The 14,419-nt window shown below is 72.1% G+C and carries 12 protein-coding genes; 2 read left to right on the top strand and 10 right to left on the bottom strand.

The genetic code is table 11. The annotated features are described in order from the left end of the window. Positions 1–8: 8 nt before the first annotated feature. The 3 genes from ABT296_RS13705 to ABT296_RS13695 all read right to left on the bottom strand — a co-directional run bounded on the left by ABT296_RS13705 (position 9) and on the right by ABT296_RS13695 (position 2,570). Positions 9–1,187: an ArsA family ATPase gene (locus ABT296_RS13705; RefSeq protein ID WP_351926641.1), complete on the bottom strand. Its 1,179-nt coding sequence runs from the start codon at positions 1,185–1,187 to the stop codon at positions 9–11. 45 nt (positions 1,188–1,232) lie between these two features. Next, positions 1,233–1,676 (bottom strand): SRPBCC family protein, encoded by a 444-nt coding sequence (locus ABT296_RS13700; RefSeq protein WP_351926639.1) that lies wholly within the window; start codon positions 1,674–1,676, stop codon positions 1,233–1,235. 78 nt (positions 1,677–1,754) lie between these two features. Further along, positions 1,755–2,570 carry a metallophosphoesterase family protein gene (locus ABT296_RS13695; RefSeq protein ID WP_351926637.1) on the bottom strand — a complete coding sequence of 272 codons (816 nt, stop codon included), beginning with the start codon at positions 2,568–2,570 and terminating at the stop codon, positions 1,755–1,757. Positions 2,571–2,882: 312 nt separating this feature from the next. Between ABT296_RS13695 and ABT296_RS13690 the strand changes: the two genes are divergently transcribed. Next, a complete protein-coding gene (locus ABT296_RS13690; RefSeq protein ID WP_351926635.1) occupies positions 2,883–4,679 on the top strand; it encodes an AMP-dependent synthetase/ligase in 1,797 nt (598 codons plus the stop codon). 18 nt (positions 4,680–4,697) lie between these two features. On the opposite strand, the gene ABT296_RS13685 is transcribed toward ABT296_RS13690, so the two are convergent. Together ABT296_RS13685 and ABT296_RS13680 are read right to left on the bottom strand one after the other, a co-directional pair. Continuing rightward, complete coding sequence (locus tag ABT296_RS13685; RefSeq protein WP_502977242.1) at positions 4,698–6,329, bottom strand: GMC oxidoreductase; 1,632 nt, start codon at positions 6,327–6,329, stop codon at positions 4,698–4,700. A gap of 50 nt (positions 6,330–6,379) precedes the next feature. After that, complete coding sequence (locus tag ABT296_RS13680) at positions 6,380–7,522, bottom strand: glycosyltransferase family 4 protein (protein WP_351926633.1); 1,143 nt, start codon at positions 7,520–7,522, stop codon at positions 6,380–6,382. 128 nt (positions 7,523–7,650) lie between these two features. Between ABT296_RS13680 and ABT296_RS13675 the strand changes: the two genes are divergently transcribed. Further along, positions 7,651–8,886 carry a glycosyltransferase 87 family protein gene (locus tag ABT296_RS13675; RefSeq protein ID WP_351926631.1) on the top strand — a complete coding sequence of 412 codons (1,236 nt, stop codon included), beginning with the start codon at positions 7,651–7,653 and terminating at the stop codon, positions 8,884–8,886. A 29-nt stretch (positions 8,887–8,915) separates the two neighbouring features. On the opposite strand, the gene ABT296_RS13670 is transcribed toward ABT296_RS13675, so the two are convergent. The 5 genes from ABT296_RS13670 to ABT296_RS13650 all read right to left on the bottom strand — a co-directional run bounded on the left by ABT296_RS13670 (position 8,916) and on the right by ABT296_RS13650 (position 14,292). Beyond that, entirely contained in the window at positions 8,916–10,109 is a 1,194-nt protein-coding gene (locus tag ABT296_RS13670) for a hypothetical protein (RefSeq protein WP_351926629.1), read from the bottom strand. A 43-nt stretch (positions 10,110–10,152) separates the two neighbouring features. Continuing rightward, positions 10,153–11,166: a C40 family peptidase gene (locus tag ABT296_RS13665; protein WP_351926627.1), complete on the bottom strand. Its 1,014-nt coding sequence runs from the start codon at positions 11,164–11,166 to the stop codon at positions 10,153–10,155. 227 nt (positions 11,167–11,393) lie between these two features. Beyond that, positions 11,394–12,428 (bottom strand): NlpC/P60 family protein, encoded by a 1,035-nt coding sequence (locus tag ABT296_RS13660; protein WP_351926625.1) that lies wholly within the window; start codon positions 12,426–12,428, stop codon positions 11,394–11,396. Between the two features lie 210 nt (positions 12,429–12,638). Next, positions 12,639–13,982 carry an NYN domain-containing protein gene (locus tag ABT296_RS13655; protein ID WP_351926623.1) on the bottom strand — a complete coding sequence of 448 codons (1,344 nt, stop codon included), beginning with the start codon at positions 13,980–13,982 and terminating at the stop codon, positions 12,639–12,641. A gap of 70 nt (positions 13,983–14,052) precedes the next feature. Next, positions 14,053–14,292 (bottom strand): hypothetical protein, encoded by a 240-nt coding sequence (locus ABT296_RS13650; protein WP_351926621.1) that lies wholly within the window; start codon positions 14,290–14,292, stop codon positions 14,053–14,055. Positions 14,293–14,419 lie beyond the last annotated feature (127 nt).

The raw sequence follows: 14,419 nt of genomic DNA, 5'->3' as shown, positions 1-14,419 counted from the left end.
TACCGGGTTCACCGGGTCCCGGGCCACAGCCCGGGGTCGGGGGCGAACCGGATGCGCAGCTCGCCGTCGCGCAGGGCGGCTCCGGCGACGGTGCACCGGCGCAGGGCGGACGGCAGGGGCACGATGCGGCGGAAGGGGCCGACGGTGACGACGAGTTCGTCGCCGCGGCGGACGAGGTCGAGGTCGTCGCGTATGGCGCCGGGCAGGGGGATGTGCCAGACGAGGACGCCGTCCTCGGCGCGGTGGTCGGTGACGGGCCACTCGACCGTGGCGGGACGGCCGTTGACGGCGGCCCGCTCGGGGGCGGCGGGCGGGACGGCGAGCGCGGTGAGGTCCTCGGCGCCCCGGGGGTCGTGGCCGAGGTGCGGGACGACGGCCAGCTCGTGGGCGTCCCGCCACTCCTCCAGCGTCTTGCGCTGCTGGGCGACGAGTCCGGCGGGCCAGTCCTCGGGGGCGGTGCGGTTGGCGACCAGGAGGTCGGGGCGCAGTCCGCGCAGGGCCAGGGCGAGGGTGGCGTCCCGGACGGCGTCGGCGCCGGCCGGTCCCGGCTCGGCGACGAGGCGGACGGTGGTGCGCCGGTCGGCGACGACGGCCTCCACCGCGGCCAGCTCCAGGTCCCAGCGGGCCGCGGTCTCGTACAGCCACTCGGCGGGCATGGGGACGCCGGCCAGCCGTCCGAGCATGGGGCGCAGGGCGCGGGCCGCCTGCCGCTCGGGCGGGAGCAGCCGGCGCAGGTAGCGGCGGAGTTCCTCGGGGAGGGAGAGCAGGGCGAGGGCGTGCGGGGTGGCGGGGAGGTCGACGACGAGGAGGTCGTGCTTCTCCGAGAGGGCGGCGTCGCGCAGGGCGCGCAGCAGGGTCAGTTCGTCGGCGCCCGGCAGGGGGGTGACCTCCTCGGGGTCGAGCCGGGAGGCTCCGAGGAGGTCGAGGGCGGTGGTGGCGCGTTCCTGGAAGGCCGCGAGGTCGTCGCGGAACCCGGCGGCGGCGTCCGGCCGCCAGGCGGTGAGCCGCTCCTCGACCGGGACCGGTTCGGGTCCGGTGGCCGTGCCGAGGACCGCGCCGAGGGTGTCGGCGCGGTCGGCGCCCAGCAGGAGGGTGCGCCGGCCGGCGCGGGCGGCGGCGAGCGCGGTGGCGGCGGCGACGGTCGTCCGGCCGCTGCCGCCCGGCCCGGTGATCAGGATGGTGCGCATGAGGGTGAACGGTAGACCGTCGGGGCGCGGCCGCGGTGCGCTTGGCTACCGGGCGGCCGTCTCCACGCGCTTCTTCAGGCCGGCCAGGGCCCGGTCGATGATGACCTTCTCGGCCTTGCGCTTGATCATCCCGAGCATGGGGATCTTGACGTCGACGGTCAGTACGTAGGTGACCTCGGTGGTGCCGGCACCGGCCGGCTTGAGGATGTACGAGCCGTCCAGCGAGCGCAGCATCTGGGACTTCACCAGCGTCCAGGACACCTCGTGCTCGCCGGTCCAGGTGTAGGCGAGCACCTGGTCGTCCTTGATGGCGCCGGCGTCCATCACCAGGCGCACCTGCTCGGCGCGGCCCTGGCCGTCGCTGGCCAGCACCTCCGCCTCCTTCACCTCGCCGGTCCAGTCCGGGTAGCGGGCGAAGTCGGCGATCACCCCCATCACATCGGCCGGTGCCGCCTCGATCGTGATGCTCGAGCTGGTGTGTTCCGCCATCGCCGTGGCTCCTCCAGATGCGGGCCGGTAGGTCGTACTCGTGCGCACGCGGTCATGCGCACGTGTGCAGCGTGAAGGCTACCGCGCACCCGACCCGCCGAACTCCAGCGCCCAGGGCTTCCCGCTCCCGGCGAAGTGCCCCACGTTCACGCACTCGGTCGACCCGATCCGCATCCGGCGCACCAGGGGCTGATGGACGTGGCCGAAGAGGGAGTAGCGGGGGCGGGTGCGCCGGATCGCCTCCAGCAGGGCCCTGCTGCCGCGTTCGAAGCGCCGGGCGACGGTGTCGTATACGAGTTCGGGCACCTCCGGCGGGATGTGGGTGCAGAGCACGTCCACCTCGCCGACGGCCTCGATCTTCGCCGCGTACTCCTCGTCGCTGATCTCGTACGGGGTGCGCATGGGGGTGCGCAGGCCGCCGCCGACGAAACCGAAGGTCCAGCCGCCGATCTCGGCCCGCTGTCCGTCGAGGACGGTCGTGCCGGGGCCGGCGTACTCGGGCCACAGGGGAGGCATGTCGACATTGCCGTAGGTGGCGTACGTCGGTGTCGGGAAGGCCGAGAACAGCTCGGCGTACTGCTTGCGCACCGCCTTCTCGATGACCGCGCCGCGGTCCGCGCCGATGCCGGCCCACAGCCGGGCGCCGAACTCGCGGGCCTCGTCGTAGCGGCGGGCGGTGCGCAGTTCGACGATGCGGTCGGCGGCCCGCTCGCCGAAGAGGTCGGGGAAGATGCCGCGGGAGTGGTCCGCGTAGTCGAGGAAGAGGACCAGGTCACCCAGGCAGATCAGGGCGTCCGCGCCGTCGCCGGCCCGGGCCAGGTCACGGGCGTTGCCGTGCACGTCGCTGACCACATGAACGCGCGTCCTGCCGCTGCCGGCTGGTGTGGATGCCATGGCGATCAAGCGTAAGCGTGTGCGGCATGCGTGAACAGTGGCGGCCGGACCTGCGGTTACTGGCTAGTCCTCGGAGCGGTCGACTACTGTGCGCGCAGAACCACCCATTCATGCGGTACCGATCCGTGTGACGCAGCGAACATCTCGTCGGGACCCCCTGTCGAAGAAGCCATACCGACGGGTAACGTCCGGGCAGTCCAGTCGTGCTCAGGTTTTCAGCCACTGAAACGCCCGAGCACCTGCCCGAGCCTTGGACCCCACCGTCGCATCACACAATGTCGTGGCGCCGGCGCCCTATGAGGAGCAGCACTCTTGCGCGAGTTCAGCCTTCCGGCTTTGTACGAGGTCCCCGCGGACGGCAATCTGACCGACATCGTCCGCCGAAACGCCGCGCAGCATCCCGATGTCGCCGTCATCGCGCGCAAGGTCGGCGGCAGCTGGCAGGACGTCACGGCCACGGCCTTCCTCGCCGATGTGCGCACCGCCGCGAAGGGCCTCATCGCCTCGGGCATCCAGCCGGGCGACCGGGTGGCCCTGATGTCCCGCACCCGCTACGAGTGGACCCTGCTGGACTTCGCGATCTGGTCCGCGGGCGCGATCACCGTGCCGGTGTACGAGACCAGCTCGCCGGAGCAGGTGCAGTGGATCCTCGACGACTCGGGCGCGACCGCGATCCTGACGGAGCTGGACAACCACACCGCGGCCGTGGAGTCGGTGCGCGACCGGCTGCCCGCCCTGAAGCACCTGTGGCAGATCGAGGGCGGCGGCATCGAGGAGCTGGCCCGGCTCGGCCAGGACGTCGGTGACCAGGCGGTCGACGAGCGCAGCGCGCTGGCGAAGGCCGACGACCCGGCGACGATCGTCTACACCTCCGGCACCACCGGCCGCCCCAAGGGCTGTGTGCTGACCCACCGCTCCTTCTTCGCCGAGTGCGGCAACGTCGTCGAGCGGCTGCGTCCGCTGTTCCGCACCGGTGAGTGCTCGGTGCTGCTGTTCCTGCCGCTCGCCCATGTCTTCGGCCGGCTGGTGCAGATCGCCCCGATGATCGCGCCGATCAAGCTGGGCTGTCTGCCCGACATCAAGAACCTCACCGACGAGCTGGCCGAGTTCCGGCCGACGCTGATCCTCGGCGTGCCGCGGGTCTTCGAGAAGGTCTACAACTCGGCGCGGGCCAAGGCGCAGGCGGACGGCAAGGGCAAGATCTTCGACAAGGCCGCCGACACGGCCATCGCCTACAGCCGCGCGCTGGACACGCCCTCGGGTCCGTCGATCGGCCTGCGGATCAAGCACAAGGTCTTCGACCGGCTGGTCTACGGCAAGCTGCGCGCGGTCCTCGGCGGCCGGGGCGAGTACGCCATCTCCGGCGGCGCCCCGCTGGGCGAGCGCCTCGGGCACTTCTTCCGCGGCATGGGCTTCACGGTCCTGGAGGGCTACGGCCTGACCGAGACCTGTGCCGCCACCGCCTTCAACCCGTGGGACCGCCAGAAGATCGGCACGGTCGGCCAGCCGCTGCCGGGCTCGGTGGTGCGCATCGCCGACGACGGCGAGGTGCTGCTGCACGGCGAGCACATCTTCAAGGAGTACTGGAACAACCCGGCGGCCACCGCCGAGGCGCTCGCCGACGGCTGGTTCCACTCCGGTGACATCGGCACCCTCGACGAGGACGGCTATCTGCGGATCACCGGCCGCAAGAAGGAGATCATCGTCACCGCGGGCGGCAAGAACGTCGCCCCGGCCGTGATCGAGGACCGGATCCGGGCGCACGCGCTGGTCGCGGAGTGCATGGTGGTGGGCGACGGGCGGCCGTTCGTGGCCGCGCTGGTCACCATCGACGAGGAGTTCCTGGGCCGCTGGGCCGCCGAGCACGGCAAGCCCGCGGATGCCACCGCGGCGTCGCTGCTTCAGGACGCCGACCTTCAGGCCGCGATCCAGTCGGCGATCGACGACGGCAACGCCGCGGTGTCCAAAGCGGAATCGGTGCGGAAGTTCCGCATTCTGTCCTCCCAGTTCACGGAGGAGTCGGGCCACCTGACGCCGTCGCTGAAACTGAAGCGGAACGTGGTGGCGAAGGACTTCACGCAGGAGATCGAGTCGATCTACGCGAAGTGAGCCGACCTGCGGGTTCGCCTATGGCGCGGTGTCCTCGACGAGGACCCGCGCCATCGTGCGTTCGGCGAGCGCGGTGATCGTCACGAACGGGTTCACCCCGAGCGAGCCGGGCACCAGTGAGCCGTCGGTGACGTACAGCTTGGAGTATCCCTTCACTCGGCCGTAGGGGTCGGTGGCCCGGCCCAGCACGCAGCCGCCCAGCGGGTGGTACGTGAAGTCGTCGGCGAAGGCCCGGCTGGGCGAGCCGAACAGGTCGTACCGGTAGATCGTGGCGTTGGCCCGGTTGACGCGGTCGAAGAGCTTCTTGGCCATGGCGGACGAGACGGCGCTCTGTGCCGGGGTCCAGTCGAGCGCCAGTGAGCCGCCCGAGAGGGAGAACGACGCCCGTTCCCGGTTCTTGGTGATCGCCAGATAGAGGCTCACCCAGTTCTCCAGGCCCATGGGCAGCGGGGCGATCTCGGCGAAGACCGGGTTGTCGGTGTTCGCCCAGTCGTCGATGCCCATCATCGGGATCGTCGACTGGTTCACGCCGACCGTGTCCCACAGGTGGTTGGCCCGCCCGAGCATCACGTTGCCGTTGGTGCCCCAGCCGGTGCCGACGCTCGCGTCGAGGTCGGGCAGGGTGCCCGTCTCCCGTGCGCGCAGCAGGAGTTCGGTGGTGCCGACGCTGCCGCCGCCGAGGAAGAGGTACGTGCAGTTGTACTCCTTGGTCTCGACGACCGCGCCGGTCTCGTCGATGCGCTGGGCGGTGAGCAGGTACGTGCCGTCCGCGGCCCGGCGGATCGAGGTCGCCCGCTCCAGGGTGTGGATGGTGACGTTCCCCGTGCCGAGCGCGGCGGCCAGATAGGACTTGTCCAGGCTGCGTTTGCCGTGGTTGTTGCCGTACATCACCTCTCCGGCGAGCGCGGAGCGGGGCGCGGTGCCGGCCGCCTCGCGCTGCATGTGGCCGAAGTCGTAGACGTTCGGCACGAAGGTGGTCCTCAGCCCGGCGTTGGTGGCGTGCTTGCGGGAGATCCGGGTGTAGCGGTACCACTCGCTGGACTCGAACCACGCCGGGTCGATGCTGTTGACGCCGAGCATGGAGCGGGCCCGGGGGAAGTAGGTGCCGTACATCTCGTCCGAGTCGACGGAGGGGAACTGCTCCTCGAAGTACGACTTGAGCGGGGTGACCGCCATGCCCCCGTTGACCAGGGAGCCGCCGCCGACCCCGCGGCCCACGAACACCGAGATGTTCGCGAAGTGCACGCGGTCCAGGACGCCGGGGTAGGGGCTGATGTCCTTGTTGACGAGGTCCAGCCACAGGAAGGTGGCCAGCGGGGCCTCGGTGCGGGTGCGGAACCACATCGAGCGCCGGTCGGGGGTGGTGGTGGGGCAGAAGACCTTGCCGTCGGGGCCGGGTGTGTTCCACAGCCGGCCCATCTCGATGACGATCGTACGGATTCCCGCCCGGCCGAGGCGGAGGGCGGCGACGGAGCTGCCGTAGCCCGAACCGACCACGATCGCGGGGGCGTTGTCCACGGCGGCCGGCTCGACTGCCGACGCCGACTGGAGACCGATGCGGGTGAGACCGGACGCGGCGGCCGTCTGCAGGGCCACCATGCCCAATATGTGACGTCTCGTCAGCTGACGCTGCATCAGTTTTGCTGTCATGTCCGGAGCATGGGCGGATTATTTCCTTCCGCCTACCCCGGCGGCAGGCATTACAGCAGCGTCTTCAACTTCTCCGCCAGCAGGTCCCAGCGCCACTTCTCCTCGACCCACGCGCGGCCCCGCTCGCCCATCCGCCGGCGCAGCTCCGCGTCGCCGAGCAGGGCGATGATCGGGTCCGCCGCCTGTTCCGGGGAGCCGCCGCGGACCACCCAGCCGGTCTCGCCGTCGAGCACCGCGTCCGGCGCGCCGCCGGAGTCGCCCGCCACCACCGGAAGTCCGGTCGCCGAGGCCTCCAGGTAGACGATGCCCAGGCCCTCCACGTCCAGCCCGCGCCGGCGGGTGCGGCAGGGCATCGCGAAGACGTCCCCGGCGCCGTAGTGGGCGGGCAGCTCGGACCAGGGGACGGAGCCGGTGAAGCGGACCGAGCCGGCCACCCCGGTCTCCCGGGCCAGCCTGCGCAGCTCCTTGTCGTACGGGCCGCCGCCCACGATCAGCAGCACCGCGTCCGGTTCCTTCGCCAGGATCCGGGGCATCGCGAGGATCAGGGTGTCCTGGCCCTTGCGCGGGACCAGCCGGGAGACGCACACCACGACCGGGCGGTCGGTCAGACCGAGGCGGGCGCGCACCTCGGCACCGCCGGACCCCGGGTGGAAGGTCTTCTCGTCGACGCCCGGGGGCAGCTGGACCATCCGCTCGGCCGCCGCCGGACTCAGCGCGTCCGCGATCCGCGAGCGGGTGTACTCGCCGAGGTAGGTGACCGTGTCCGTGGCGTCCCCGATCCGCCTCAGCAGCTGACGCGAGGCGGGCAGCTGGGCCCAGCCGGCCTCGTGGCCGTGGGTCGTGGCGACCAGCCGCCGGGCACCCGCCCTGCGCAGCGCCGGGGCCATCAGCCCGAGGGGGGCCGCGGCACCGAACCACACGGAGGCGCAGTCGTGCTCGCGCAGCAGCCCGACCGCCCGCCGGGTCGCGCCCGGCGTCGGAAGCAGCATGGTGGTGGAGTCGCGTACGACGGTGAAGGGCTGCTCGGCGTCGAAGGCGGCGGTCGCCTCGGCGCCCTCACGGCCGCGCTTCCAGGTGGAGGCGTAGACGACGAGCCGCTCCGGGTCCAGCCGCAGGGCCATGTTGTGCAGGAAGGCCTGGATGCCGCCGGGGCGGGGCGGGAAGTCGTTCGTCACGATGAGCGTCTTGTGCATCGGGCCCGACCCTATCGGAGGCGGCCTCGCGCCCCGTACCGCGCGTCACAGCCGCGCCGGTGGCCGACCCACAGCTTCCCGGGACATCATGTTCCCCTCAACGCGAACGCGGACGTCAGGGGACCTGGGTGAAGACGGCGGGCACACGGTGGTCCCTGGCGGGCCTGCTCGGGATCTGGGCCCTGACCAGGGTGGCCCTGCTGCTCCTCGTGTTCAAGGTGCACGTCTTCCCGGGCCCGGACGTCACCAGTGACGTGTCGGTGATCTACCGGGGCTGGTACGAGGTGCTGCGCACCGGAACGTTCCCGCAGGACGACGTCACCTGGCAGTACCCGCCCGCCGCGGCCCTGGCGATCCTCTCCCCCGCGCTGCTGTTCTACCTGGACTACGCCTCCGCCTTCTTCGTCCTGGCCTTCACCGCCGACCTGGCCGTCCTCGCCATGCTGCTGTACGCGGGCCCGCGCCCGGGCCGCACCCTGCGCGGCGCCTGGGTCTGGACGGTGGGCGTCGCACTGCTGGGCCCCACGGTGTACGCACGCTACGACGTGATGGTGACCGCGGTGGCGGTGGCCGCGCTCTTCGCGGGCGCCCGGCGCCCGAGGACGATGGGCGCGCTGACGGCGTTCGCGGCGCTGCTGAAGGTGTGGCCGGTGCTGCTGCTGGTGGCCGCCCGCAGGCGCTCGGCGTGGCTGTCGGCCGTGGTCACCGCGGGTGTGCTGGCGGGGGTGTTCGCGCTGGCGATGCCGGGCGCCTTCGCGTTCCTGACCTTCCAGCGGGACCGCGGCACCGAGGTGGAGTCGCTGGGCGCGCTGGTCTTCCATGTGGCCCGGCACTTCGGCTGGGAGGGGCAGGTGCTGCTGAACTACGGCTCGGTGGAGTTCCTCGGCCCGTGGGTGGACGTCGTCTCCACGGTCGCGTTGGTCCTGAGCGCGCTGGCCTTCGGCTGGCTGCTGCTGTGGCGGCTGCGGGCGAACCGGTTCCTGCCGCACACCCTGGCCGACGCGGCCTTCGTGGCGGTGCTGATGTTCACCACGACCAGCCGGGTCATCAGCCCGCAGTACATGGTGTGGCTGGTCGGCCTGGCGGCGGTGTGCTGGTGCTTCCGGGGCAGCCGGATGGGCCTGCCGGTCTGTCTGGTGCTGGCGGCCTGTCTGGCGACGGTGCTGGAGTTCCCGGTCTGGTTCGCGCACGTCGTCGCGAGCGACGGCCTCGGGATCACCCTCCTCCTCGTCCGCAACGGCCTGCTGGTGCTGGCCACGGTGCTGGCCGCCCGGGTCCTGTGGCGTTCCACGGTCACCCGGCCCGCCCGCCCCCGGCTGCCGGCCCAGGCGAGCCGCGGCAAGGAGACCCCCCTCGCCTCCTGAACCGGGCCCCGAGTGCTCGGGGTGCCGGGTCAGGCGAACTGTGTGCGCAGGTACTCCCGCCACTGCCCGGTGAACTCCTCCACGGAGAGTCCGAGCACCTCCGCCATGGCCCCCTCGACCGCGCCCGCCCGCTTCCCGTGCGCGCCGACGGCCCGGTAGAACTCCCGCAGCGCGGCCTCGCCCCAGCGGTCCGCGATCATCCGGCAGGCCGTCCAGCCGCTCTCGTAGGCCCGTGCCAGCCCGGCCGAGTCCCCGCTGAAGGCGAAGTCGTCGTCGGTCGGCAGCCCCGCCGGCACCTGTCCCCCGGTGACCGCCTGCCACAGCTCCGGAGCGGCCTCCGTGGGGGTGCGCCCGGTCTCCCGGTAGCCGACCCAGTCGGCGAACCCCTCGGAGAGCCACAGCGGGGTGGCGGGTCCGGTGTGGGCGCGGGTGGCGACATGGGTGGTCTCGTGGGTGAGCACGACCTGCTTGCCGCTCCGGCCCAGGACGCCGTACGCGACCGGGTTGAGGATGATCCGGTCGGCGGGCGCGTCCTCGGGGGTGCCGGTCTCGCCGGTGGTCACGGCGGCGATCCCGCGGTACGAGGAGGCCGGCGAGCCGAGCAGCCCCGCCATCCCCTCCAGCGACTCCGGCACGAGCACCACGGTCCGGCGCGGCCACCCGGTGCCCCAGGCGCGGGTCACCGCGGGGACGGCCCGGTCGACGAGGTCGGCGTAGGCGGTCATCCGCCCGGCGGACTGGCCGACCCCGAGCACGATCCCCCACCTGCCCCGGACCAGCTCCACCCGGCCCTGGTCCCACAGCTGTTCCGCGGTCCGGTCGGCGGGCCGCTCGGCCTCGACGTACCAGTCGCCGGACGCGTCCAGGCTGAGGTCCAGCGTGCGGGCCACGGTGACCGGGGCGCGGTCCAGGCCCCGGATGCGGTAGAGCAGCTCCGCCTCGGCGGTGGCCTCGTCGCCCTCCCGTCTGAGGCCGGTCACCCGGTAGGACCACTGGGCGAACGGCACCTCGCGCAGCTGGTCGAACCAGCTCTGCGCGCCGGTGCGGACGAAGGCCGACTCGTCGTGCCCGACGATCGCCTCCGCCCGCCGGTCCAGCACCCGCTGCACGGACTCACGGGCGGGATCGGCGCCGGTCCGGCCGCCGCAGGCCACGAGCGCGACGAGGAGCAGGCAGAGCGCCACCACCCCACCGGACCCGGGCACCCGCCGTCGACCAGCCATGCCGCGATCGTACGGGGCTCGGCCCGCGAGGGTCAGACCTCCGTCACACCCTGGTCACCGTCGCGCCCGGCATCATCCCCACCGGGTCGTAGCGCACCGGCGCCCCCGGGTAGGGCGCGTGGATCACCTGGCCGTTGCCCACGTACATGCCCACATGGCTGGCGTCCGAGCGGTAGGTGACCAGGTCGCCGGGCTGCGCCTGGGAGAGCGGCACCTGGGGGCCGGCGAAGCGCTGTGCCTGGGAGGTGCGCGGCAGGGCCACGCCGGCCTGGGCGTAGGACCACTGCATCAGGCCCGAACAGTCGAAGCCGCTGGGCCCGTTGGCGCCCCAGACGTAGGGCTTGCCGAGGGCGGAGGTGGCGGCGGCGATGGCACTGGCGGCGCGGCCGGAGGCGGGCACCGCGCTCCCGAGTTCCGGCATGCCCTCGCGGCCGGAGCGGGACGCCCGGTCGTAGGCGGCGCGTTCGGCGGAGGGCAGGGAGTTCAGCAGGGCGCGGGCCTTGGCGAGTTTGCCCTCGACGGTCCGCTTGTGGGCCGCGACGGTCTTGCGGCTGCGCTCCAGCTCCCCGAGCTTGCGGGAGGTCTCGGCGCGGTCCTGGGCGATCTCGCGCATCGCGTCCTGAAGGTCCTTCAGCTCGCCCGCCTGACGGACCGTGATCCGGTCCAGGACGGCCGCCTTGTCGAGGTAGTCGTCCGGGTCGTCGGAGAACAGCAGGGCCAGCGAGGGGTCGAGGCCGCCGGAGCGGTACTGCGCCCCGGCCAGCGAACCGAGCGACTCCCGCATGGAGTTGATGCGTTCCTGCTGGCGGGCGATCCGGTCCCGGGCGAGGCCGACCTCCTCGCGCAGCGAGTCCGCGCGCTCGTCGGCCTTGTTGTACGCCTCGGTGGCCCGCTCGGCCTCCTCGTAGAGGCGGTCCACCTCGCCCCGCGGGTCGTCGTGCGGCGCGGCCAGGGCCGGGACGGCCCCCAGGGCCGCGGCGGTGGCGGACAGGACGCAGAGCGCGGTGGACGCGCCCCGGTCGAACCCGGACGGTACAAGGCGACGATGGGACCCCACGGGAAGCCGCGCTCCTTCCGCTGGCGGACAGGGACGTTCCCCGGCGAGGGGGAAACGCGGCAGACCATAGCCCCGCGACGGGGCACCGACCAACGACCGCCGTGCGCACGCACAGTGACGCCCCGCCTATGACGCAGGTCATGGGCGGGGCGTGCGGTCAGTTCACGTCGTGGGGATTCGCCCGTTCGGGCGGCACGGTGTCGTGATCTTGAGGGGGTCCGGGGGGATCAGATCCGGACGCCGAACTGGTACGGCATGTTGTTGATCGACTCGTAGCGGACGACCGTGCCGGAGCGCGGGGCGTGCAGCACCTGGCCGTTGCCCGCGTAGAAGCCGACGTGGTGCAGGTCGCCGTAGAAGATGACCAGGTCGCCGACCTTCAGGTCGGACTGGCTGTAGATGCGGGTGCCGTAGTTGGCCTGGGCCTGCGAGGTGCGCGGGATGCCGACGCCGGCCTGGGCGAAGGCCCAGGAGGTCAGGCCCGAGCAGTCGAAGGAGGACGGGCCGGAGGCGCCGTAGACGTACGGCGAGCCGATCTTGCTCTGCGCGGCCTGGAAGGCGGCCATCGCGCGGCCGGAGCCGGTGGCGGCGTTGCCGAGGTCGACGCGGTCGGCGGAGGAGCGGCTGGCGCGGGCCTCCTCCTGGGCGAGGGCGGCCTTCTCGGCGGCGGTCAGCGAGTTGAGGAGCTTCTGCGCCTCGCCGAGCTTGTCCTGGACTTCCTGCTTCTTCTTGCCCAGTTCGGTGCGGGTGGCGGCGAGGTCCTTGAGCTTCTCGGTGGCCTCGGCGCGGTCCTGGGCGAGTTCGCGCTGCTTGTCCTGGATCTTCTTCAGCGACTCGACCTGCTGGCCGCTCAACTGGTCGAGCGTGGAGGCCTTGTCGAGGTAGTCGTCCGGGTCCGCGGAGAGGAACAGCTGGACCGAGGAGTCGATGGAGCCGGTGCGGTACTGGGCGGCGGCCGCCAGGCCTATGCCCTCGCGCAGCTCGTTGAGGTCCTCCTGGCCGCGCGCCACGTTGTCCTGGATCGTGGAGATCTCCTTCTGGAGCTTCTCCTGCTTCTCCTTGGCGCCGTTGAACTTCTCGGTGGCCTGCTCGGCCTCCTCGTAGAGCTTGTCGACCTTGGCCTTGACCTCGTCCTTGCTCGGCTTCTCACTGGGAGCGGCGTTGGCCGCCTGCGAGCTGATGGCCACGGCTGCTGCGGCGGCGGTGGTCAGCACGGTCACACGAGCGCGGCTCGGCTGCTTGGGTCGACGGTGGGACGCCACGGAGGCGAGCTCCTTCTTCTCAGTGATCTTCCGATCGAAGGTTCGAAGGCAGACCCTAGTGACCCCGCTGTGATCAGATCAAATCCCTGGGCGATTTATCCCGGTTACCGTCCGCATTCTTTACCATCAACCCACATGCAGTGATGTCCACTTGACACTACGTTGCGTGACATTCTCGCCAATTCGGGCATTGCCGACGCAGGTTGACCTTCAGGACAGTCGCTTGAGAAGCACCGCAGAAGCCACGGGGCGCGCGCCGGCGCGTGCGACCCCGTCGGCCACCTCGCGGTCGGTCGAGACGACGATGACCGGACGGCCCGGCGGCTCGGCGCGCACCAGCTGACGGATCAACTCGTCCGCCGTGACACCGGGCTTGGAGAACAGCACCCGCACCCCGCGCGGCGGCGCCAGCAGCACCGGGGCGGCCAGCTCGGCCCCGTCGAAGACACACGTCACCTCGGCGCCGGTCTGCGCGGCGAGCTGGGAGAGCTGCCCGAGCAGCCGCAGCCGCTGCTTCTCCAGCGGCATCTGCGGATAGCCGGTCTTGGTCACGTTGTAGCCGTCGACGACCAGATGCGCCTGCGGCAGCGCCAGCAACTGGTCGAGGATGGCCGGGTCGTGCTCGGACAGCGCCCGGGTGGCGATGTCCTTCGGGGTCATCCGGCCCGGCTCGACCGCGTCCACGGTCTCCGCCGGGCGCACCGAGACCGGCGGCAACGCCAGCTCCCTGCGCAGTCCTTGGGCCGCGTCCAGCAGGGTGTCCAGCAGCAGCCGCACCCGCATGTCCTCGACGCTGCGGCCCTCGCGCGCCGCCTTGCGGGTGGCCTCCAGGGCGGCCTCCGCCTCGCCGAGCCGCGCCTTCAGCCGCCGTGTCTCGCTCTCCGCCGCGGACACCTGCCCGTGCGCCTCGGCCCGTACGGCCTCCATCTCGCCGTGCGCCTTGCGCAGCGCGGCCTCGCCCCGCTTGACGTCGCTGAGGGCGGCCCGCAGCTTGCGGTGCAGGGACTCGGCCTCCTTCTTGGAGGCGTCCAGCTCGGCGCGCAGCCGGTCGGCCTCGGCCCGGGTCTGCTCCCTGGCCTGGGCCAGCTCACCGCGGACCCGCTCCAGTTCGGCCCGGCTCTCCTCGTCGGCGCGCTCGGCGTCGGCCCGCTGGGCCTCCTCGCCGGCCGCGGTCACCAGCTTCACCCAGCCGGTGGGCCTGAGCACATAGGCCGCGGCCGCCACGTCGAGCGGATCCGCGGCCGGGGGCGGCGAGCCGGAGTCGAGGGCGCCGGTGATCTCCGGCTGCGCCTCTCTGAGCTTCTCCCCGATCCGCTGGCGGAAGAGCGGATCGGTCTCCAGCGCGGCCGCCATGGCGTTGCCGGCGAACTTGGCCCGCCGGTTGGGGGCGAACCGGGCGTACTGCCTCAGCTGGGCGGGCAGTTCGCCGACGGTCAGCCCGCCGAATCCGTCGGAGACGATCTGCACGACACGTCTGCGCACCCCGTCGGGCAGCGGACGGTCGAGTACCTCGGCGGCACCGTCGTCCGGCCCCCCGCCTGTGGTCTCCACCATCCGTCTTCACCCCATCGCCGATGCGGGATCCCCCTGAGTGAGGGGATCGTCCTGGCGGCTCCCGCTCCGCTCAGGAGCCGGCGCCCGGCCTGTCCACGAGTTCCACCTGGTCCACGGCGTTGCACCAGCGGCAGCGCACCGACTCGATGGTCTCACTGACCACCTCGCGCTCCTCGACCTTGGGCTCACCGGCGAGGTCGAGGTGGACGTACTCGACCACCTTCGACGAGCGGGTCACATCGAAACGGGTGAGGTTGCCGCAGAGCGTGCAGCGCCACCGTGTGGTGGTCGTCGGCAGGGGAACCGTCATCGCGACCGTTCTTTCCTTCCAGTGTCGGTGACTCACCGGTCTCCCCGGTGCGTGTGGCTCGTAACCCTACGGCCTGGCGGGTACTCGCCGCTCGGCCGTCCACGGCGGCGAGGCGGCCTGTCCGTGT

It is taken from the genome of Streptomyces sp. NPDC000983 (assembly GCF_040299205.1).
Lineage (GTDB): Bacteria > Actinomycetota > Actinomycetes > Streptomycetales > Streptomycetaceae > Streptomyces.
The sequence above is the reverse complement of the archived record's forward strand: the minus strand, read 5'-3'. Positions and strand labels throughout refer to the sequence as shown.